Source organism: Flavobacterium sp. K5-23 (assembly GCF_023278045.1).
Classification (GTDB): Bacteria; Bacteroidota; Bacteroidia; order Flavobacteriales; family Flavobacteriaceae; genus Flavobacterium.
Genome location: NZ_CP056783.1, coordinates 81779 through 102943, shown reverse-complemented (window position 1 = coordinate 102943; position 21165 = coordinate 81779). Strand labels below are relative to the sequence as shown.

Annotated in this window: 19 protein-coding genes; 15 read left to right on the top strand and 4 right to left on the bottom strand. The window is 36.1% G+C overall.

Going from position 1 to position 21165, the window contains the following annotated elements:
• The first annotated feature begins 1 nt into the window (after window position 1).
• From FLAK523_RS00455 to moaA, 4 genes are all read left to right on the top strand, one after another.
• Window positions 2-1066: a HesA/MoeB/ThiF family protein gene (locus FLAK523_RS00455; protein ID WP_248905223.1), complete on the top strand. Its 1065-nt coding sequence runs from the start codon at window positions 2-4 to the stop codon at window positions 1064-1066.
• A 30-nt stretch (window positions 1067-1096) separates the two neighbouring features.
• A complete protein-coding gene (locus FLAK523_RS00450) occupies window positions 1097-1543 on the top strand; it encodes a molybdenum cofactor biosynthesis protein MoaE (protein WP_248905222.1) in 447 nt (148 codons plus the stop codon).
• A gap of 304 nt (window positions 1544-1847) precedes the next feature.
• Window positions 1848-2762, top strand: a complete 915-nt coding sequence (gene moaCB, locus FLAK523_RS00445; protein ID WP_248905220.1) for a bifunctional molybdenum cofactor biosynthesis protein MoaC/MoaB — start codon at window positions 1848-1850, stop codon at window positions 2760-2762.
• Window positions 2752-3756, top strand: a complete 1005-nt coding sequence (gene moaA / locus FLAK523_RS00440) for a GTP 3',8-cyclase MoaA (protein ID WP_248905218.1) — start codon at window positions 2752-2754, stop codon at window positions 3754-3756. Before moaCB ends, moaA begins: the two co-directional genes overlap by 11 nt.
• A gap of 315 nt (window positions 3757-4071) precedes the next feature.
• Here moaA and FLAK523_RS00435 read toward each other — a convergent pair whose 3' ends face one another.
• Window positions 4072-4728, bottom strand: coding sequence for a hypothetical protein (locus tag FLAK523_RS00435; protein ID WP_248905217.1), 657 nt, complete (start codon window positions 4726-4728; stop codon window positions 4072-4074).
• Window positions 4712-5203, bottom strand: a complete 492-nt coding sequence (locus tag FLAK523_RS00430) for an RNA polymerase sigma factor (RefSeq protein WP_248905215.1) — start codon at window positions 5201-5203, stop codon at window positions 4712-4714. Before FLAK523_RS00430 ends, FLAK523_RS00435 begins: the two co-directional genes overlap by 17 nt.
• A gap of 388 nt (window positions 5204-5591) precedes the next feature.
• Between FLAK523_RS00430 and FLAK523_RS00425 the strand changes: the two genes are divergently transcribed.
• From FLAK523_RS00425 to FLAK523_RS00395, 7 genes are all read left to right on the top strand, one after another.
• The gene (locus tag FLAK523_RS00425) at window positions 5592-7070 is read left to right on the top strand and encodes a nitrate/nitrite transporter (protein WP_248905213.1); all 1479 of its coding nucleotides are present in this window, start codon (window positions 5592-5594) and stop codon (window positions 7068-7070) included.
• A gap of 80 nt (window positions 7071-7150) precedes the next feature.
• Window positions 7151-8779: a hypothetical protein gene (locus FLAK523_RS00420; RefSeq protein ID WP_248905211.1), complete on the top strand. Its 1629-nt coding sequence runs from the start codon at window positions 7151-7153 to the stop codon at window positions 8777-8779.
• Window positions 8780-9086: 307 nt separating this feature from the next.
• Entirely contained in the window at window positions 9087-10136 is a 1050-nt protein-coding gene (locus FLAK523_RS00415; protein WP_248905210.1) for an MFS transporter, read from the top strand.
• 115 nt (window positions 10137-10251) lie between these two features.
• Window positions 10252-12468, top strand: coding sequence for a molybdopterin oxidoreductase family protein (locus tag FLAK523_RS00410; RefSeq protein ID WP_248905208.1), 2217 nt, complete (start codon window positions 10252-10254; stop codon window positions 12466-12468).
• A gap of 18 nt (window positions 12469-12486) precedes the next feature.
• Window positions 12487-13056 carry a 4Fe-4S dicluster domain-containing protein gene (locus tag FLAK523_RS00405; RefSeq protein WP_248905206.1) on the top strand — a complete coding sequence of 190 codons (570 nt, stop codon included), beginning with the start codon at window positions 12487-12489 and terminating at the stop codon, window positions 13054-13056.
• A 73-nt stretch (window positions 13057-13129) separates the two neighbouring features.
• A complete protein-coding gene (locus FLAK523_RS00400) occupies window positions 13130-13642 on the top strand; it encodes a Rieske (2Fe-2S) protein (RefSeq protein ID WP_248905204.1) in 513 nt (170 codons plus the stop codon).
• Window positions 13643-13670: 28 nt separating this feature from the next.
• Window positions 13671-13916: a DUF6755 family protein gene (locus FLAK523_RS00395; RefSeq protein ID WP_248905202.1), complete on the top strand. Its 246-nt coding sequence runs from the start codon at window positions 13671-13673 to the stop codon at window positions 13914-13916.
• Between the two features lie 70 nt (window positions 13917-13986).
• Here the strand turns inward: FLAK523_RS00395 and lysS are convergent, their stop codons facing one another.
• Window positions 13987-15690: a lysine--tRNA ligase gene (lysS, locus tag FLAK523_RS00390; protein WP_248905200.1), complete on the bottom strand. Its 1704-nt coding sequence runs from the start codon at window positions 15688-15690 to the stop codon at window positions 13987-13989.
• Between the two features lie 293 nt (window positions 15691-15983).
• Between lysS and FLAK523_RS00385 the strand changes: the two genes are divergently transcribed.
• From FLAK523_RS00385 to lipB, 3 genes are all read left to right on the top strand, one after another.
• Window positions 15984-16709, top strand: a complete 726-nt coding sequence (locus FLAK523_RS00385; protein ID WP_248905198.1) for a hypothetical protein — start codon at window positions 15984-15986, stop codon at window positions 16707-16709.
• A 56-nt stretch (window positions 16710-16765) separates the two neighbouring features.
• On the top strand, window positions 16766-17509 hold the full coding sequence (locus FLAK523_RS00380; protein WP_248905196.1) for a hypothetical protein: 744 nt from the start codon (window positions 16766-16768) through the stop codon (window positions 17507-17509).
• A gap of 83 nt (window positions 17510-17592) precedes the next feature.
• Window positions 17593-18303 (top strand): lipoyl(octanoyl) transferase LipB, encoded by a 711-nt coding sequence (lipB, locus tag FLAK523_RS00375; RefSeq protein ID WP_248905194.1) that lies wholly within the window; start codon window positions 17593-17595, stop codon window positions 18301-18303.
• A 1-nt stretch (window position 18304) separates the two neighbouring features.
• On the opposite strand, the gene FLAK523_RS00370 is transcribed toward lipB, so the two are convergent.
• Window positions 18305-18964, bottom strand: coding sequence for a ribonuclease HII (locus tag FLAK523_RS00370; protein ID WP_248905192.1), 660 nt, complete (start codon window positions 18962-18964; stop codon window positions 18305-18307).
• A gap of 161 nt (window positions 18965-19125) precedes the next feature.
• Between FLAK523_RS00370 and FLAK523_RS00365 the strand changes: the two genes are divergently transcribed.
• Window positions 19126-21081, top strand: coding sequence for a S8 family serine peptidase (locus tag FLAK523_RS00365; RefSeq protein ID WP_248905190.1), 1956 nt, complete (start codon window positions 19126-19128; stop codon window positions 21079-21081).
• The last annotated feature ends 84 nt before the right edge of the window (window positions 21082-21165 follow it).

The following is a 21165-nucleotide window of genomic DNA, read 5'->3' as shown; positions in this document are numbered from 1 at the left end:
AGTGATAAACACAACACGTTATTCCAGACAAATTATTCTTCCAGAAATTGGGGTTTTAGGACAGCAAAAATTACAAAAAGCAAGAGTTTTGGTAATTGGTGCTGGTGGTTTGGGATGTCCGGTTTTACAAAATCTTGCTGCGGCTGGAGTCGGTTTTATCGGGATTGTGGATGGAGATATGGTAGAAGAAACTAATTTGCATCGCCAGTTGTTGTACACTTTGAAAGATTGTGGAAAAAGCAAAGCTGTAACAGCTGCCGAAGCGATACAGGAGCTCAATCCTGATGTGGAGGTTCGTGTTTTTAATGAATTTTTCAAAAAGGAAAATGCTTTCGAAATCGTGGGCGACTACCAAATCATTGTCGATTGTACGGATACGATCGGGATTCGCTATCTGATTAATGATGTTTCGATTGTCAAAAACATTCCAGTGGTCTATGCTTCGATTTATAAATTTGAAGGGCAGGTTTCGGTTTTTAATTATAAAAACGGTCCAAGTTACCGCTGTTTGTTTCCGCAAACGGAAAGCTTAGGTTCGGTTCCCAATTGTGTTGCTTCGGGTGTTTTGGGGGTATTGCCCAATACTTTAGGTTCGTTTCAGGCGACTGAAGTGCTCAAAATCATTCTTGAAATAGGAACAGTATTATCGGGTAAATTGTTGCTCTATGATGGCTTGCATTATCAAACACAACTAATTGATTTTAATAAAAATCCGGCAGCCATTGAGGAAGGTCTCACCAATGGATTAACGATTCAGCAACAGGATTCGAATAATGTAAATGAAAACATATCAGCAGCAACATTCATTGAAAAATGTCGACTGGATAATTGTTTGGTTATCGATATCAGAGAAGATTATGAAGAACCAAAATGGGAAGCTACAAATGTGGTGAACGTACCAATATCGTCGTTAGAAAGCTACTGCAACCAACTGGACAAAAACAAAGAAATCGTTTTGTTTTGCCAAAGCGGACAACGCAGCCAATTGGCTTTAGCCTATTTGAAAAAAGAAGGATTTATTAAGCTTTCACATCTCGAAAACGGAATTGAATCCATCAAAATATAATTAGAAAATAAAAAATAAAACGATACAATAATGTCAACAGCAAAACCTAAAAAAACATCCTTCATTCAAGGTCCTATATCGTCAGATTTCATTGGGAATTCGATAGCGAAACACCAAAGTAAAACGACTATTGGAGCACACAATATCTTTTTGGGTCAAGTGCGTGCCGATGTGATCGACGGAAAAACGGTTGTAGCAATTGAGTATTCTGCTTATGAGGAAATGGCAGAGCAAACGTTCCACGAAATTCGCGAAGCCGCTTTTGCAAAATATGAGCTTTCGTGTTTGCACATTTACCACAGCCTGGGAACCGTAAAAACGGGGGAGATCTGTCTGTTTGTTTTTGTGTCGGCGCCAAGACGAAAAGTGGTTTATGAAGCTTTGGAATTTTTGGTGGAAGAAATAAAAGAAAAAACAGCCGTTTTTGGCAAAGAAATAATGGAAGACGAAACGTATACTTGGAAAAAGAATACCTAGATTTTTCACAGTAAAATAAATAGAACACGGATGACACAGATTAAACGGATTAGTACGGATTTTATATTTTAAATACAAGAATCAGCGTAAATCTGCATAATCTGCGAGCAATTACATAAAACACGGATTCCTCAGATTTTTTAAAATCAGATAAAAAAAATCTGTATAAAAAAGGATAAAGTAAAAAGTTTTTTTGAACCATTAAGGTATTAAGATTCGTTAAGATTTCAGGCTTAATTTTCTAAATATCTTAATGGTAAAAATTAAATAAAAGTTCAAGTTTAATAAAAGAACACAACATAAAATGGTAGATATCACCCATAAAATAATCACGCAACGCACGGCAACGGCACAGGCAATCATAAAAGTAGGCTCGCCGGAAACCATGCAAGCGATTTTGAATAAAACCGTTCCGAAAGGCGATGTTTTGGAAGTTTCCAGAACAGCTGGACTTTTTGCGGTAAAAAACACATCGAACTCTATTCCGGATTGCCACCCGATGCCTATTGAATTCACGGGAATTGAATATGAGTTATTGGAGGATTCGGTAGTGATAAAAGTGACCGTAAAAGCAATTTATAGAACTGGTGTTGAGGTCGAGGCCATGCACGGTGCTTCTATCGTTGCCCTGACGATGTACGACATGTTGAAACCTATCGACAAAAACGTGGAGATTTCGACCATAAAATTACTGCATAAAAAAGGAGGAAAATCCGATTACGGAAACAAGGAAGTTCAGGATTTGGCCGTTGCGGTTATGGTATGCTCAGACAGTGTTTCCAGCGGAAAAAAAGAAGATAGAGCGGGTAAAGTGATTTCTGATAAAATCAAAAACTTAGGATTAGAAGTTTCGAATTATATTATCATTCCAGATGAGGTTTTGGATATTCAAAACACCATCAATAAACTGTGCGCCCAAAAAACCGACTTGCTAATCATCACTGGCGGAACTGGATTGTCAAACAGAGACGTCACGCCCGAAGCGGTGATTCCGTTGCTTGATCGACGTATTCCCGGTATCGAAGAAGCGATTCGTTCCTACGGTCAGGACCGCACACCTTATGCGATGTTGTCCCGTAGTGTTGTGGGTTTCAAAGGGAACACACTAATTATGGCCTTGCCGGGTTCTACCGCAGGTGCTGGAGAATCTATGGACGCTGTTTTTCCTTCGGTATTACATTTGTTCAAAATACTAAACGGATTCAACCATGGAAAATAACATTCAAATGCAGGACACCCACGGACGCATGCACAGTTATTTGCGCATTTCGATTACAGAGAATTGTAATTTGAGATGTACTTATTGTATGCCGGCCGAAGGGATTGCGCTTACGCCAAAAGCGCATCTGATGACTGCAGATGAAATTGTTTCCATTGCCCAGACTTTTGTCAATTTGGGTGTAAACAAAATTAGATTGACGGGCGGAGAGCCTTTGGTTCGAAAAGATGCCGCAGACATAATTCAACGATTAGGAAAACTGGGTGTCGAGCTTACTTTGACGACTAACGGAATTCTAGTTCATGATTTTATCGAAACCTTCAAGGAAGCGGGAATACACACGCTGAATCTGAGTATTGATAGCCTTCAAAAAGAAAAGTTCAACCAAATTACCCGAAGAAATTATTTCGATAAATTTCAGGAGAATATGGAATTGCTTGACGCCAATGGGTTTAATCTAAAACTAAATGTGGTGGTGATGAAAGGCTTTAATGACAACGAAATCATTGATTTTATTGAATTGACCAAAGACAGGAATATCCAGATTCGGTTTATCGAGTTTATGCCTTTTGATGGTAATCAATGGAAGAAAGATAAACTGGTGTCTTATGCCGAAATCCTCACGCAGGTCAATGATAACTATTCTGCTGAAAATGTAGAGCGCTTGACGGATAAACCGCATGACACCGCTAAAAACCATAAAATAACATCTTACAAAGGGAGTTTCTCTGTAATTAGCTCCGTGACAAACCCTTTTTGCAGTACGTGTAACCGCATTCGCCTAACTGCCGACGGTAAATTGAAAAACTGTCTTTTCTCGAATTCTGAAACGGACTTACTGCAAAGCTTACGTGCTGGAGAATCGATCGAACCGCTTATTTTTTCGAACATAAAATCCAAAATGGCAATGCGTGGCGGGATGGATGACGATGCCAAGTTTCAAAATCCGGATTTGTTTTCGAAGAATAGAAGTATGATAAAAATTGGGGGCTGATTTTTTAAGCACAATTTTTTACCGCAAAGGGCGCAAAGGATTCGCAAAGGACGCAAAGGTTTTATTTTTTTTTAGAAACACAGATAATTCAATAGCCCTTGGCTTTGGCCAAATATAATTTGTTCAAAAAGGTTATATTTTGTAGTGTGGATTGTCCTTTTTAGATAAAAAAAACCTTCTGACAAAGCAGAAGGTTAGAAATGTATTCGAAAAGGAGACCTTGAAAATACTAGCAAAATTCAATGTTGAATTGAAAACAAGCCGTAATTGGCTTGACCTATGCCAACAAATTTTCCTTTTATCGATGAACTGAAATTAGGCTCTCAATTCCTCCATATCGGCTAGTGTTTCGTCTAGTTTTTTTAATATTCCACTATAAACAAGATTCAAATCCCATTTTCCTATTTGTCCCCCAAAGAATGCTAATAAGCCAACTATTAGTAAGGCAACAACTATCAAGATTAAAGGAAAACCAAAGATCAAATAGGTGTCAGGGTACTCCAAAAGGATATAGTTTAAAAGTTTGTCACCCGGAACATCTCCACCAATAGCTCCAAACCAAAATGCGGAAACCATAATTATGAAAACGTAAGGATACAAATAGCGAGACAATTTTGTGTTTACCGAAATCATTTCCTTAACCCAATTGTCAAAAGAAATCAGGTATTGGTAACTGCTTACGGTTTTGTCTATTTTGTTTAAGCTTTTACTGAATTTGTTGGCAATAACAGAGATTACACTGAATATGAGAAACATTCCGATACCCATATATGGTATTCTGACAATAAAAGAAATCGGAAGTATTATGAAGGCAAATGCTATGATTGCAATCCGATTTATTTTATACATTCTTTTGAACTTATCGACAATGTCTATCGATTTCTGATTGTAGAGGTCATTCAGTTTTGGTGCTAATAAAGCATCATTTTTCAAAAAACCTTCTTTCCATATTGTTTCAATTGACTTTTCCATCTAATAATTTTTTTAAGCGTTCTTTAATTCGTTTAATGCGTACCCCAATGTTGTTTGGGTTTGTTCCAATAATTTCGGCGATTTCCTGATATGACTTTTCCTCCAGATAAAGCATAATAACCGCTCTGTCCACATCAGATAATTGCCTGATAGCTTGATAGAGTTGGTTAAGGGATTCATCCGTAAAGGAACGGCTGTCTTCTATTGCCTCGTCAGGCAAAAATTCTGAAGAAATTTGATTTTCCTTTTTTTTGTTTTTCTTGAGTAAAGTCAAACACACATTCAAAGAGATTCTATAGACCCAAGTCGACCATTCCGATTGTTCTCGAAAACTGTTATGACTTCTCCAAATCTGTAAACAGACTTCTTGATAGTAATCTTCAAAATCCTCTTGGGTATTGGAATAGGCCCTGCAAATCTTAATGATGATTCCGGCATAAGGCAAAATGAATGTGGTGTAAAAATCGCTGCTCACTATTGTTTTTCTTATTTAGTGGCTAAAGTTCTAAATTATTACAGCCGAAAGAAGATTTTTTTCGAAAAGTTTTAAAATAGCGGGATTAGCACTAATGGAATTAATAATAGGAACTTGACTATTATTCTGCTTTTCGAGTTAAATTCAATATGTTTTAAAAAAACCTGTATTTCCTGTATATGTATTTTTTTTTGAAAAATAAATTTTTATGATTACAATCATATTATCGTAATTGTTTTATTATTAGATATTTATGCGTAAATTCGGGTTAAGCAATCCGTTTTTTGGTTAATATGAGCCTCTTTTTACTGACTGACTGACTGACATATATCATATTTTAGGAAGCGCCAACAGATTAATTTTACATCATTAACAAAAAGTTGTTTTTATGAGTAGTTTATCGCAATCCCACAAAATCTTATTTCTAAACACATTAGCATTTACAATTTGTTTTGCCTGTTGGACTTTAAATGGTGTTTTGGTTACCTTTCTTGTAGATAGAGGCATATTCAATTGGAGCGTTGTAGAGGTAGGTTGGCTTTTGGGAATTCCCATTTTGTCTGGTGCTATTTTTCGTCTTCCCATTGGGATTCTAACGGATAAATACGGGGGGAAAATTATATTTTCCATCTTGTTGTTTCTTTGTTCCATTCCTTTGTTTTTGCTGCCTTTTGCAGATACGTTTTGGAGTTTTGCCGTTTTGAGTTTCCTCTTCGGACTAATAGGAACCAGCTTTGCGGTAGGTATTGGGTACACTTCAGTTTGGTATCCACAAAACTGGCAGGGTAGAGCTTTGGGTATTTTCGGAATGGGAAATGCGGGAGCTGCCATCACTACTTTTATCGCGCCTACTTTATTAAATAATTTTTCAAAAAACGATCCTACTGACGGTTGGAAAATGCTGCCGGTAACTTACGGGGCGGTATTAGTGGCCATTGGAATCCTCTTTGTAATATTCGCCAAGAATAAAAAACCGCAAGGAGACACTAAAAACCTAAAAACGTTATTGACTCCATTGAAATCTGCCAGAGTATGGAGATTTGGTGCTTACTACTTCTTGGTTTTTGGTTGTTTTGTGGCTTACTCCCAATGGTTGTTACCAAACTTTATGAATGTGTACCACACTTCACTGGTTATGGGAGGAATGTTTGCCACTATGTTCAGTTTGCCAGGTGGTGTTATTAGAGCTTTCGGGGGGTATTTGTCGGATAAATTTGGTGCCAGAAAAGTAATGTACTGGGTATTGGGATCTACTATGGTCATCAGTTTCCTGTTGATGTTCCCTAAAATGGAAATCTTTACTTCAGGACCTGGTGTAATGGCCAATAATAGCGGTGTGGTAACTACAGTAACTCCTTCTGGATTAGTATTAAACAATAATGACTACAAGATAAAACCAAAGGTAGATGTTGCACTAACGGATGCCTCTATTTTACCGGTTAAAACCTCATGGCAAGAAATTGTGGTGAAAGAAAATCAGTCCGTTAGCAAGAAAGAATTATTGGCTAAAGGGGTAACACAAATCAAATTTGCTGCCAATATGTGGGTGTATGTTATTCTCGTGGTATTAATCGGAATTTCATGGGGAATCGGTAAAGCGGCGGTGTACAAACACATCCCGGAATATTTCCCGAACGAAGTGGGAGTTGTGGGTGGAATGGTAGGATTAATTGGGGGATTAGGTGGTTTTTTTGGACCAATTATCTTTAGTTACCTCTTGAATTTCACCGGCCTCTGGACGAGTTCTTGGCTCTTTATATTTGTGATTTCCACTGCTTGTTTGATTTGGATGCACAAAACCATCATCAAAATTCTTAGAAAGAAAACACCTGGATTTACTAGGGATATCGAACATATTAATCATTAAAAATAGTCAAAAAGTCTTAATGTCTAAAGGCATAAAGTACATTCTACCTAATTAGTTTTAAATTTAAAAACAACAATTTTATGTCAGTAAATATTAAAGATTGGAACGTTGACGACGAAGGTTTTTGGGAGTCTACAGGAAAAAAGATAGCTAATAGAAATCTATGGACTTCTATTCCTGCATTATTACTTGCATTCTCTATATGGATTATGTGGGGAGTACTAATAAAGTATATGAAAGATTTTGGTTTTAATTTCGGAATGACCGATGGGTTGGTTGCGGGAACTGATGATTATGTAAATGCTTTGAAAGAAGTAAATAACCTCTATTATACTTTGCCGGCAATTGCAGGGCTTGCAGGTGCAACTTTACGACTGCCTAACTCTTTTTTAATATCATTAGGAGGAGGTAGAAATGTAGTTTTTGTTACAACGGCATTGTTACTTATTCCAGCAATAGGAACAGGAATAGCATTGTCAGATGTAAATTCACCTTATATGTTTTTTGCAATTATGGCGTTATTGTCTGGACTTGGTGGAGGTAATTTCTCTTCTTCAATGAGTAATATATCTTTCTTTTTCCCTAAAAAAGCGCAAGGATATGCATTGGGAATGAATGCAGGACTTGGTAACTTAGGTGTTGCGGTTATGCAGAAAACGATTCCTTTTATAGTAACATTCTCTTTATTTGGTGGAACAGCTGGTGCAATTGCAACTGCAAAAGGAGCCCCTTTTGAAGGAATGCAAAATGCAGCATGGATTTGGGTTCCACTTATTGTATTAGCTTCTTTAGCAGCATTTTTTGGGATGAACAATGTATCTACAGGAACTCCAAGTATGCCAGACACGGCTAAAGGAGTTTCAAAAACATTGTATATGATAATGTTAGGTTTGGTAGCGGCAGGTATTGGTGCTTTCATGTTAATTGGTATTCCTTGGGATTCTTTTGGAATGAAAGATGCTGCGATGTGGATTGTTCTCCCTGTTGTAATAGTTATTACCGTTTTATTAATGAAATTTGGAACTCCAGCTGATATAAAAGAGAATCTTAATAAACAATTTTCGATACTTGGTGACAAACACAATTGGATAATGACGATTATCTATACAATGACCTTCGGTTCTTTCATTGGATTTTCGATGGTATTCCCAAAATTAGCGCAAGATATATTTGTGTATTCAAATCCATTAGATCCAGAATGGGTAAATCCTAATGCTCCTAACATTATGCTTTGGGCATTCTTAGGGCCAATGTTTGGGGCTTTAGTTAGACCAATAGGAGGAATTCTTGCTGATAAAGTTAATAGTGGTGCTAAAATTACAATGTGGAGTACTATTTTTCAAATTATAGCTGCATTGACTGTTGCCTATTATGTGGTACAAGCAAGAGGTTCTGAAACTCCAGAATCGTATTGGTGGCCATTTTTCGGAGCATTTATGGTTTTGTTTTTAACAACTGGTATTGGGAATGGATCGACTTTTAGAAGTATTCCTTATATTTTTAGTAAAGAAAAAGCAGGGCCAGTATTAGGGTGGACAGCTGCAATTGCTGCTTATGGAGCGTTTATTATTCCTAATGTGTTTGGACAGCAGGTAACGGCAGGAACACCTGAGTATGCATTATACGGTTTTGCAGTTTATTATTTGCTTTGCTTAATTCTGAACTGGTGGTATTACCAAGGACCTAAAAGGGAAGTCGATAATCCGTAAGTGGATTTATAGATTATTTAGTACGAAAGAGGGTTTGCCCATCAAGTGTGGTTCATATTCTTTGGTAATAATATTACAGGTAATGGTGTTGCAAATCAATTCTTTATGGGCTTGATTCTTTTCACTATATTAGCTACAACAATCAACTGGTGGTTTTATAACCGTAAAGGATGTGAAAAGCCAAATTAGATTATGATTTCATATTCGTTTTAAAAAGGAGAATTATTTTATATACCTACAAGGTCTTAGGGTCTTGTAGGTTTCTTGACAAAACGACTTAGATATATACTTATTAAAATTTTAGGAAATGAAAAACAGAACTTTTAATACCAAGGCTTTACTTATAGCCACCGGAATGTCAATATTCTCTATTGTGCTGGTGTTTTTTGGTTCCAGAAATTTACAGAATTTTGATGCCGCTTTAATCACTTATTTATTCGGGACGGTATTCGCTTTTTTTGGTATTGTTTACCGCTATTCGGTTTGGTTACAAAGGCCACCCACTTGGATTTATTTTAAAAGAGGAATAATGTACTTGGTTACGGGGAAAGTATTTTCGCATTTTTGGTTTGCTTCCAAAGAAACCATCGAAAACATCGCTTTTCAGAAATTTATTTATCCAAGGGGAAAATACCGATGGGTAGCCCATTTCATGATAGCCGTTGGTTGTACTTCTGCTTTTATGATTACTATTCCTTTAACTTTTGGATGGATTCATTTTACTTTGGCTCCAGGTGGAATTGATATTTATGAAGCTCACTTTTTTGGTTTTCATATGATGTCATTTAAATTAGGTTCTATTATAGCATTTCTAACGTTTCATGCGTTAAACTGGTCTTCTTATTTGGTGATTTTAGGTTCGCTGTATTATTTAAGAAGACGTTTGACTAATCCTGGGTTAATTGCTACGCAAACATTTGAAGGGGATTTATTGCCGCTTATTTTGTTGATTGCAGTATCAGTTACTGGATTAGGGTTGACTTATTCGTATCAGTTTATGAAAGGATTTGCTTTTGATTTCTTGGCAGTAATTCATGCAGTGACTGTTATTATGTTTTTGATTTGGATTCCTTTTGGGAAATTCTTTCATATCATTCAACGTCCAGCCCAGATTGGTGCCCATATTTACAAGAAACAAGGGATGAAACAAGGAATGGCGGTTTGCAAACATACAGGAGAAGAGTATGCTACAAATTTGCACATCAATGACCTTAAAACAGTAACTAAAGAACTTGGTTTTGATTTCAGTATGGAAGATGGTGGTTCTCATTTAGATTTGAGCCCTGAGGGAAAAAGATCGCGTTTGGCACAAGCCCATTTAAAAGCAAGGCAAGCTGGCGGAAATTTATTTGGATAATTAAAGAGTAATCAATGTTCAGTTTTTAGTGTTCAGTCGCAGTTTGTGGCCACAGTTTACAATTGGGACATCAACATAACACAGAGAAAAACCAAGAACAGAAAATATAAAAAACATGGCAAAATTACCTGTTTCAGCAGAAAAAATTATAGAAGATTTTGGTCCGCATCTAAATTATAGCCCGAAAGAAGGCTTTGATGGAAGAGACGAACCGGATGAAGTGGTGAAAACACATTGTTGCTTTTGTGGTATGCAATGCGGAATTCAATTGTTGGTTAAAAGCAATAAAGTGGTTGGTTTTGAACCATGGATGGAATTTCCTTTTAACGAAGGTCGTCTTTGTCCAAAAGGGGTGCAACGCTACCTGCAAAACAACCATCCTGACCGTTTGTTGGGCCCTATAAAAAGGGTAGAAGGGAAAGGTTTTGAACCTACTTCCTGGGATGAAGCGATGGATAAAACGGTTTCGGAAATTAAACGCATTCAGGAGCAATACGGGAAAGATGCATTTTCGATACTATCGGGTGTTTCTTTAACCAATGAAAAAAGTTACCTTATGGGTAAATTTGCTCGTGTGGCTGTAAAAACAAAAAACCTGGATTATAATGGTCGTTTGTGTATGGTGAGTGCCGGTGCGGGGAATAAAAAGGCTTTTGGATTAGACAGAGCTTCTAATACTTATTCGGATCTGGAATATGCCGAAGTGATTATTGTGGCTGGTGCCAATATCAGTGAAACGTTCCCAACATTGACTCATTGGATATGGAAAGCGAGAGATCGCGGAGCCAAACTGATTGTAATCGATCCAAGAATGATTCCGCTTGCCAGAACTGCCGATGTGCATTTGGATGTAAAACCTGGTACCGATTCTGCGCTTTACGGAGCAATGTTGAAATACCTAGTGGATCACGATATGTTGGATCACGATTTTATAGATAATTATACTTCTGGATTTGATGTTACTTTGGATGCCGTAAAGGATTATACCTTAGAATGGGCCGAAGAAATCACTGGAATCAAGAAAGAAAAAATAAAAGAAGCCGCTGAGTTATGGGGTAAAGCGAAAACCAGTTTCTTGCTGCATGCCCGCGGAATTGAACACCATTCAAAAGGAGTGGATAACGTTTTGGGTTGTATCAATTTGGTTCTGGCAACAGGACGAATTGGAAAACCATATTGCGGATACGGAACCATTACCGGTCAAGGAAATGGTCAGGGTGGAAGAGAACACGGACATAAATGCGATCAATTACCTGGAAATAGAGATATCGAAAATCCGGAGCATCGCAAGTATATTGCTGATGTTTGGGGAATTGATGAAAAGGATATGCCTGGAAAAGGACTTTCGGCTTATGAAATTATAGAAGCGATTCACCGTGGTGAAATCAAAGGCTTATTGTCTATTTGTTTCAATCCGTTGGTGTCATTGCCTAATAGTAACTACGTTAGAGAAGCATTGGAGAAACTGGAATTTTATGTTTGTATTGATTTTTTCCTAAATGAAACTGCTCGCCATGCTGATATTGTTCTAGCGGGTTCTTTGCAAGAAGAGGAAGAAGGAACGACAACATCAGCAGAAGGAAGAGTAATCAGAATTCGTCAGGCGGTAACGCCTCCTGGAGACGCAAGAACAGATACTTCTATCATTTTGGAATTAGCAAAACGTTTGGGACAAGAAGATAAATTCACTTATGATACCAGCGAAGCGATTTTTAACGAATTACGTGTCGCTTCTAAAGGCGGGACAGCCGATTACAACGGAATTACCTATAAAAGAATCGAAGAAAATATGGGAATTTTTTGGCCTTGTCCAACGGAAGACCATCCCGGGACTCCACGTTTATGGGAAGATAAAAAATTTAAAACACCAGATGGGAAAGCACATTTTAACCCTGCACCATACAAACTTCCGGGTGAAGTAACCGATGCGGATTATCCTGTAATTTTAACTACAGGTCGTGTTGTTTCGCAATATTTAAGCGGAACACAAACGCGTAGAATTGGTAAACTAGTGGATCAGTTTCCCGAGCCATTATTGGAAATTCATCCTAATTTGGCCAAACAATACGGGATACAACAAAGAGAATTAATTAAGGTTTCCACTCGAAGAGGAGAAGGGATTTTTCCTGCGAATATAGTGGAAACAATTAGAGAAGATACTGTTTTTATTCCGTACCACTGGTCTGGAAAAAAATCAGCAAATCAATTGACACCAGGAACATTAGACCCGATTTCCAAAATACCGGAATTTAAGGTTTGTGCCTGTCATTTAGAGCCGCTCAAAGAAATCGCTCCACCATCCAAAGAATCTAAGGCTTATGCCAGTGTTTAATCTATAAAAAGCTAAATTATGAACTATACCAGTTTCAATACAAACGAAGAGTTTTTTGTAGATATGCAACGTTGCATAGGTTGTAAAGCTTGTGAATTAGCTTGCGCCGAATGTGAAACAAACGGACAAGACTCTATGATTCATGTCAATTATGTAGATCGTGCTTCAACGGTTCAAACTACAGTTCAGGTGTGTATGCATTGCGATGACCCTGTTTGTGCTAGTGTATGCCCAGCTGATGCGATATCAAAAGACGAATTCGGAATCGTACATACTGCCAATACCGAAAGATGTATCGGTTGTTCGAATTGCGTGATTGCGTGTCCTTTTGGTGTGCCAAAGAAAATTGAAGAGTACGATTTGATGATGAAGTGTACGATGTGTTATGACAGAACGAGCGTTGGAAAAAAACCAATGTGTGCCACCGTTTGTCCAAGTGGCGCCTTGTTCTACGGTACAAAAGCGGAAATCGAAGAAATGCGTCCAAACAGTTCGCCTGTAAACACCTTTGTTTTCGGAAAAGAGATTGTAAATACCAAAGTGAATATCATGATGCCTAAAGGCAGTACTGAGTTGATAATATATTAGTCGTGAAAAGTGAAATGTGAAAAGTGAGTAGAACAACTTTAAACGGGAAACTTTAAACTTTAAACTTTAAAAAATGTCAAAAGAAGATAATTTAAACGAAAACTGGAAAAAAGACTTTCCAATTTTAAAACAAGAAGCCACGCAAGTCAGTCGTCGTGATTTTGCAAAATTCCTGACGCTGGTTTCAGGAGGACTAATGGTTGGTAGTGGTTTGGTCGCTGCCAAAGCATATTTATTACCTAAAGAAGAAGTGGCTGGCGAGCATTTTGTATGCAAGCAAGACGAAGTTCCAGTAGGGGGAACACGAGGTTTTGTTATAGAAGGGAGTACTGTTCCTTATATCTTGATTCATCTAGAAAATGGGGAATATAAAGCCTATGAGCAAAAATGTACCCATCTTTCTTGTTCGGTTTTTTACAAGCCGGGAACCGGGATTATTCATTGTCCTTGTCACGAAGGATCGTTTGATGCTATGACAGGTGATGTGATTGCAGGACCGCCGCCAAGAGCTTTGCCTAAACTGGAAGTGTTCTTTAAAGACAAAGATATTTACGTGAAAGCATCACAAGAGAATGTGATGAGTTAAGAAACAGGAATAATTAAATTCAATTGTTATGAGTAATTTTAGAACAAGCCAAAACAAAGCTAATCCCAACAAGCTAAACAACATCCTTTCAACGCTGATATTCATTTTAATCTTAAATGTCACGATTCAGATCTGGTTGTTGTACGCCTCGTTAAATAATGCGTTAGACAATCATAGAGAAATTTTGATCCCAGCATTTATCGCTTCCTTGATCTTGTTTTTGATAGGTTTCAGTTGGCTTTATTATTTACCGAAAGGGAATTATAGAAAGTAATAACTTAAGTGTAATAAAAAAAGGAACTTCAATTGAAGTTCCTTTTTTATAAGTATATATTGAGTAAAACTTACTCTTTCAGTCTGCAAGCTTTAACATCTCCTACAACAACCACTTCAGTCATTCCTAGAGAAGAAAGGTTTTTCATCGCTTTATCCCATTTTTTACCGCTCAATTCTGATTTGGTTTTAAGTGCGCCAAAATCCATTTGGTTGTCATTGGTTTTCAATAAGGCAACAATAAGTTTTTCGTCGTCTTCCAGTTCAATTTGAACTTGTTTTTTCTCAGGTCTCATTTGTGGGAAGAACAATACTTCTTGAATTGAGGCATTGTTAGTCAAGAACATCATTAAACGGTCCATACCTATCCCTAATCCAGATGTAGGAGGCATTCCATATTCAAGTGCTCTCAAGAAATCTTCATCAATAATTCCAGTTGCTTCATCATCTCCTTTTTCAGCAAGACGCATTTGTTCTTCAAAACGCTCTCTTTGATCAATTGGGTCATTTAGTTCCGAGTAGGCATTTGCAACCTCTTTACCACAAACCATTAATTCAAAACGTTCTGTCAATTCAGGATTGTCACGGTGCTCTTTACAAAGCGGTGACATTTCCTTAGGATAATCAGTAATGAATGTTGGTTGAATATAATTTCCTTCGCATTTAGCGCCAAAAATTTCATCAATCAATTTTCCTTTACCCATAGTTTCATCAACCTCAATTCCCATTCCTCTGGCAGCATCAAAAAGTTCTGTTTCGCTTTTTCCTGAAATATCAAAACCAGTGAAGTGTTTGATAGAATCAGTCATTGTAACACGAGCATAAGGTGCTTTGAAGCTGATTTTATGTTCGCCAAAAGTCGCTTCACTAGTTCCATTTACACCTATAGCGCAATGTTCCAGTAAGTTCTCCGTAAACTCCATCATCCAGTTGTAGTCTTTGTAGGCTACATATATTTCCATAGCTGTAAATTCCGGGTTGTGCGTTCTGTCCATTCCTTCGTTACGGAAGTTTTTAGAAAACTCATACACTCCGTCAAATCCACCTACAATTAATCTTTTTAAGTACAACTCATTAGCAATACGCATATACAATGGCATATCTAGTGAGTTATGGTGTGTGATAAACGGACGCGCCGCAGCACCACCAGGAATCGATTGTAAAATTGGGGTTTCCACCTCAAGATATCCTGCATCGTTAAAGAAAGTACGCATCGAGTTGAACAATTTTGTTCTCTTGATAAACGTCTCTTTCACATTTTGATTCACCGTCAAATCCACATAACGCATTCTGTAACGCAATTCAGCGTCATTAAAAGCGTCGTGCACTTTTCCGTCTTCATCTACTTTTGGTAATGGTAACGGACGCAATGTTTTACTCAAAAAAGTAAATCCATCCACACGAATACATTGCGCACCTACTTTAGTAGTGAACAATTCTCCTTCGATACCAATAAAATCACCTAAGTCGGTCAGTTTTTTAAATACCTGATTGTATAATGTTTTATCATCACCCTCACACAACACATCGCGGTTCACATACAATTGTATGCGGCCTTCGCTATCTTGCAATTCGGCAAAACAAGCTTTTCCTTGATCCCTTACACTCATCAAACGCCCGGCAACAATCACCTTTTTACCTTCTTCAAAGCTTTCCTTTATTTGTTTCGAAGTATGATTTACAGGGAAAAGATTTGCAGGATAAGGGTTAATCCCTAGGTTGCGTAAGCTTTGTAGTTTTTCTCTACGGATAATTTCTTGTTCAGATAATGCCATTATATTCAGATTTTAAGACTGCAAATATAACCTTTATGACTTAAAATAGCAATGCTAATAAGTTGGAATGTCATATTATTAAATTGTTTGATTTCAGGAGCAGAAACAATAGTTTTTATAAACACGATTTGTCCCGATGGCAGCGTTATCCCGCACCAAAAAAAGGTGCGGGATAACGCTGCCATCGGGGCTATTAAGCACGAATAATCTTTGTAAGAATGTTTTGTTAAAATGTAAGAACTGTAGTTTAATTCATAGTATATTTGGAGCCTTAAACCTGAATAATTAATAAAATGAAATACTGTTTTTATCTGCTTTTAATTGCTATCGCCACAAGTTGTCAAGTAACTGAGACTATTCACATCAATCCTGATGGAAGCGGAACGATTGAAATTAATGAACATCGTGACGAAAACAGCTATATGCAAATTGCAGGAGAAAATTATTCCAAAGAGACTGTTTTTAGCGACACGACTTATGTTTTTCAAGACTATATCAATAAGCATAATGATAATTTCATAAAATATACCCAACCAGAGCAAGACTTGTTCAGTAAGTTTAAAAACGTGAATGTTCACATCAAAAAAAGTGCTTTCGATAAAGAATTTAGAACTATAATTACGCAAAATTTTCAAAAAGTTGAAGATATAGCAGACCTTTCTAAAACTGAAAACTACGTTAGTGACCTAGTTCATAATTATGCATTAACTGCTGAAGAACATTATTATAATGTGCGCTTTGCTTTAAATGGTAATCACTTTAATAGGATTGTAACTATTACAGATGAGGATATCTTCCAGAAGGAAAAAGAAAAAATTGAATCCTATAAAAAGCAACTTGTTAGTTTTAAACTGGTGCAAACTTATACCTTAAAGTATCATTTTCCACGAAAAATAAAATCAGTTTCAAATAATAATGCTATAATCAGTGCTGATAAAAAAGCATTAGAATTGCAGTTTTTAATATTCGATTTTTTACAAAATCCTGAAATTACAAATCTGGAAGTGGTTTTAGAATAAGTAAAGTACTTTAGTGTTGAATTAATTGTTGTTAGATTATAAAATAAAATTAAAAAATGCTTCTTAAAACTTTAGTATCAATCGTCTCTGTTTCTTTGTTATTTTTAAATAGTAGTATTGTGTGTAATGTTACTGAAAACATTTTTATCAATGATAATAGTAGTGGTAAAATTGAAATCATATCACAAAGAGACGAATATCGATATATGCAGTTTTTGAAAGAAGATTATGCTAAGGAAGAGGGTTTTATTGAAGAAATAATAACCATTAAAGAGTTAATACATTTTTATAAGGATACATTCTCTAGGTTTTCAAAAGCGGAACAAACTTGTTTAAAGAAACACGAGCAAATAGAAATATACAACAAGGAAAATTCGATTGATAAGGAATATATATACAAGCTTTCTCAAAATTTCAATTCGGTCAATGAAATAGTAGATCTTAAAAATGGATATAAGTATATAAATTGTCTAAAAGATAATCGTCCTATGAATTTAGATAAAGAGGAGAAAGAAATTAAATATTCCTTTGACGGGATTGTTTTTAATAGAAGCTTCAAAGTTTTAAATAATATAGAGTTTATTAAGTATAGAGAAATGTATAATGAAAAGAGTTTTTTATTGGATTTTAATAAAGGACTAACTTATACTCTTAACTACCATTTCCCTCGAAAAATTAAATCGGTTTCTAATGTAAATGCAATTATTGGCGCAGACCAAAAGTCTTTAAAATTGATTTTCTTATTAACGGACTGTTTGCAAAATCCTGAAATTACAAATCTGGAAGTAGTTTTAGAATAACAATTTTTGGATACTTGAATTCAATATGACTTCAATATAAACTTTGTACCTTTGCGCTTCAAATCCTTTGCGCCTCATAAAAAATGAACAAATCAATCCAACTTCAAGATTTAGGAAATAAAGACTATAAAGAAACTTGGGAATACCAGGAAGAATTGTTCAAGGGAATTGTCGATTTAAAAATCAGAAACAGGAGAGAAGAACTTAATCTAGAGACGCCAAATTATTTCCTCTTTGTCGAGCATCCTCATGTGTACACACTTGGGAAAAGCGGGGATTTAAGTAATCTACTTTTATCAGAAAAACAATTGGAAGCTAAAGGTGCTACTTTTTACAAAATAAACCGCGGTGGTGACATTACGTATCACGGCCCGGGACAAATTGTAGGTTATCCCATTTTGGACTTAGACAACTTCTTTACGGATATTCATAAATACCTGCGATTGCTAGAGGAATCTATTATTCTTACTTTACAAGAATATGGTTTGGAATGCGGTAGGAGTGAAGGTGAAACTGGAGTATGGCTTGGTTCGGGAACACCATTTGCCCGCAAAATATGTGCTTTGGGGGTTCGAGCTTCGCGCTGGGTAACCATGCACGGATTTGCCTTAAACGTAAATGCCGATTTGGGTTATTTTGACAATATCATTCCTTGTGGAATTAGAGGCAAGGCTGTTACTTCATTACAAGTGGAACTGGGCGTGGAAAAAGTAAACGAGGAAGAAGTAAAAGAAAAAATTCTGAAACATTTCTCTACCCTTTTTGATGCTGATTTCTCAACTTCTGCAATCTAGCTTAAATTTCCAACTTTAATTGTTCCGGCAATAATCGAAAACTCATTCGGTGGTATTTGGTTACTCCATATTTCCTGATCGCTTCCCGATGTTCTTTGGTAGGATAGCCTTTGTTTTTTTTCCAATTGTACATAGGGAATTCTTCGTGAATACGATTCATGTATTCATCACGGTAGGTTTTTGCTAATACAGAGGCTGCCGCAATACTCATGTATTTAGCATCACCTTTTATAATACTTGTACTTGGAATGGAAGTAAGAATTTTTATTTCGGCTGCAGTGTAAAATTTACCCCCTTTATTTTTCAGCCCGTTTTTATGTATAAAAGGAGCGTTTCCGTCCACGATAATATATTCCGGTTGTGGGTTGAGTTTTAAAACACATTCCTGCATCGCTTTTATGGATGCATTCAGGATATTGATTTCATCAATAACATTCGGTTCTAAATGGGTCACTGCAAAACTGATTGCAATTTCCTCTAAAATTGGTTTCAGTCTTTCTCTTATTTTCTCAGACAATTTTTTACTGTCGTTTAATATTTCATTTTCAAATTCTGACGGAAGTATAATTGCCGCTGCGGTCACGGGACCGGCAAGACATCCTCGACCAGCTTCATCTGTTCCGGATTCTAACATAAATTTTGAAAAATTATTTTCGAGCATAAAGGATTATTTTAAAGTAGCAAATATTATGATTTTTTCTGAAAATTAATAATAACAGTTATTTGAAATAACAACTTCTTTATAAAAGAGATGTTTTATTCATTGATAATTATAAATTAATTATAATTTAGCCAACTGGATAAATAATTCAAAATCATATCATGAAAAAAAATACTTTGAAAGTGTTGTCACTTTTTATTTTCTTGTTTGCTAGCTCTATGCAATCTCAAACAGAAAAAGAAAAAAAGGTTATATTAAAATACTCCAATGTTGCTAAACTTAATCAGTTGAAAGTGCAGTATGGAGAAAGTCAAAATAAGATTTATGAGAAAGCTGTTGATTTTGCAAATCAAAATGGATTTCCTGTAAGTATGTTAAATGCTGATGGAAGTTACTCAGAAGTAAAAGAAGTTACAAATGACGGAATTCTTCTATACCGTGTTACAAGTAATGATGGTTCAGCATTTACTTCTAGAACAAATAGACTTGGACTTAACGGTGGGTTAGGATTGAATTTAACCGGTGAAGGACTATATGTAGGAGTTTGGGATCAAGATAATGCAAATATTAAGCATGAAGATTTTGGAGGTAGGGCTTTTGTTTATGATAACAATACTAACCCAATTTCAAATCATTCAACTCACGTCACGGGAACTATGATTAGTTCAGGATTAAACTCAATCGACGGTAAAGGGAGAGGGATTGCTCATAAAGCTTATGCTTATGTAAGTAATTGGACTAGGGATTTAGAAGAAATGGCACAATTGGCATTGAATAATGGTTTGTTAGTATCAAATCATTCTTATGGTCTTCAGTCAAGTAATGCTAGTTTTCCAGTTTATATTTTTGGTGCCTATAGAAATGATTCTCGTGATTTAGATGCAGTAGCTTTTAGCGCACCTTATTATCAGCCTGTAATTGCTGCTGGAAATGACAGAAACAATATCCCTACAATAAACCCAACTAAAAACGGTTATGATTTATTGTCTGATTTTTCAACATCAAAAAACGCAATTGTTGTAGCTGCCGTTAACGGGTTAGGTGCAAATGGATATGTAGACCCAAATAGTGTGGTAATGTCAGCCTTTAGTAGCTGGGGGCCAACGGATGATAATAGAGTAAAACCAGATATTTCAACAAAAGGAGTAAATGTGTATTCAACTAGTAGTGCAGCTGGTAATAAAGGTTATACTACTTTGTCAGGGACATCGATGGCTGCGCCAGCTGTAACGGCAACATTGCTTTTATTGCAAGAGCATTTTAGAAATACCACTACTGATTTTATGAGATCGGCTACTTTAAGAGGATTGATCATTCATACAGCTGATGAGGCTGGTGACGCTGATGGTCCAGACCCAAGGTTTGGATGGGGTTTGATAAATGCAGAAAAATCAGTTGAAGTAATAACTGATGCGTACAAAACTACTGCTAGTAAAAAAGCAATTGTTCAAGAGTTTGATACAAGAACAGTTTCTATGACACAAGGGAGTGTGTTCACTAAAACGGTTAAGGCAAAAGGGGGCATTCCTTTGAAGGCAACTATTTCATGGACTGATCGTTCGGGAAATGCTAATATGGGTACTGTAGATTTAAGCACGCCAGTATTAGTAAATGATTTGGATATTAGAATTGAAAAAGGCGAGGAAGTATTCTATCCTTGGAGGTTGAATGATGTAAAAGAATTGCCTGCAATAAAAGCGGATAATTTTGTAGATAATGTAGAAAAAATAGAAATAGCTAATCCTTTAGCAGAAGTTTACACTATAAAAATAACACATAAAGGGAAATTAGTAGGAGATAATCAAGATTTTTCATTAATAATTTCGGGTTTAGATGATAGTAGTTTGGCTAATAATGATTTTGAATTCACTTCTATTAGTGTTTGGCCAAACCCGATGACTGATGTTGTTAATATAGCAGTTCATTCTGAGTTGTCAGAAGCTATGTATCTTGAGGTTTATGATATATTAGGGATTAGACATATTAATAAAAAAATATCTCAACCTACAAATGATGCAATTCAATCTTTAGATGTTAAATCTTTAAAGCCAGGCTTGTATATTTTTAAAATAATTCAAGGTAAAAAAGAATCAATCTGGAAGGTGTTAAAAAAATAATTTAAAAATTAAATTACTGATTAAGGGATATTTCTGTATTAAAAGTTTGTTAATTAATATTAAAATGATAGTTTTGTCCTTTAA

Coding starts and splice junctions, on each gene's coding strand:
- FLAK523_RS00450 (WP_248905222.1), top strand. CDS start 1,097: ATGTCAACAGCAAAACCTAAAAAAACATCCTTCATTCAAGGTCCTATA.
- moaCB (WP_248905220.1), top strand. CDS start 1,848: ATGGTAGATATCACCCATAAAATAATCACGCAACGCACGGCAACGGCA.
- moaA (WP_248905218.1), top strand. CDS start 2,752: ATGGAAAATAACATTCAAATGCAGGACACCCACGGACGCATGCACAGT.
- FLAK523_RS00435 (WP_248905217.1), bottom strand. CDS start 4,728: ATGGAAAAGTCAATTGAAACAATATGGAAAGAAGGTTTTTTGAAAAAT.
- FLAK523_RS00425 (WP_248905213.1), top strand. CDS start 5,592: ATGAGTAGTTTATCGCAATCCCACAAAATCTTATTTCTAAACACATTA.
- FLAK523_RS00420 (WP_248905211.1), top strand. CDS start 7,151: ATGTCAGTAAATATTAAAGATTGGAACGTTGACGACGAAGGTTTTTGG.
- FLAK523_RS00415 (WP_248905210.1), top strand. CDS start 9,087: ATGAAAAACAGAACTTTTAATACCAAGGCTTTACTTATAGCCACCGGA.
- FLAK523_RS00410 (WP_248905208.1), top strand. CDS start 10,252: ATGGCAAAATTACCTGTTTCAGCAGAAAAAATTATAGAAGATTTTGGT.
- FLAK523_RS00405 (WP_248905206.1), top strand. CDS start 12,487: ATGAACTATACCAGTTTCAATACAAACGAAGAGTTTTTTGTAGATATG.
- FLAK523_RS00400 (WP_248905204.1), top strand. CDS start 13,130: ATGTCAAAAGAAGATAATTTAAACGAAAACTGGAAAAAAGACTTTCCA.
- FLAK523_RS00395 (WP_248905202.1), top strand. CDS start 13,671: ATGAGTAATTTTAGAACAAGCCAAAACAAAGCTAATCCCAACAAGCTA.
- lysS (WP_248905200.1), bottom strand. CDS start 15,690: ATGGCATTATCTGAACAAGAAATTATCCGTAGAGAAAAACTACAAAGC.
- FLAK523_RS00385 (WP_248905198.1), top strand. CDS start 15,984: ATGAAATACTGTTTTTATCTGCTTTTAATTGCTATCGCCACAAGTTGT.
- FLAK523_RS00380 (WP_248905196.1), top strand. CDS start 16,766: ATGCTTCTTAAAACTTTAGTATCAATCGTCTCTGTTTCTTTGTTATTT.
- lipB (WP_248905194.1), top strand. CDS start 17,593: ATGAACAAATCAATCCAACTTCAAGATTTAGGAAATAAAGACTATAAA.
- FLAK523_RS00370 (WP_248905192.1), bottom strand. CDS start 18,964: ATGCTCGAAAATAATTTTTCAAAATTTATGTTAGAATCCGGAACAGAT.
- FLAK523_RS00365 (WP_248905190.1), top strand. CDS start 19,126: ATGAAAAAAAATACTTTGAAAGTGTTGTCACTTTTTATTTTCTTGTTT.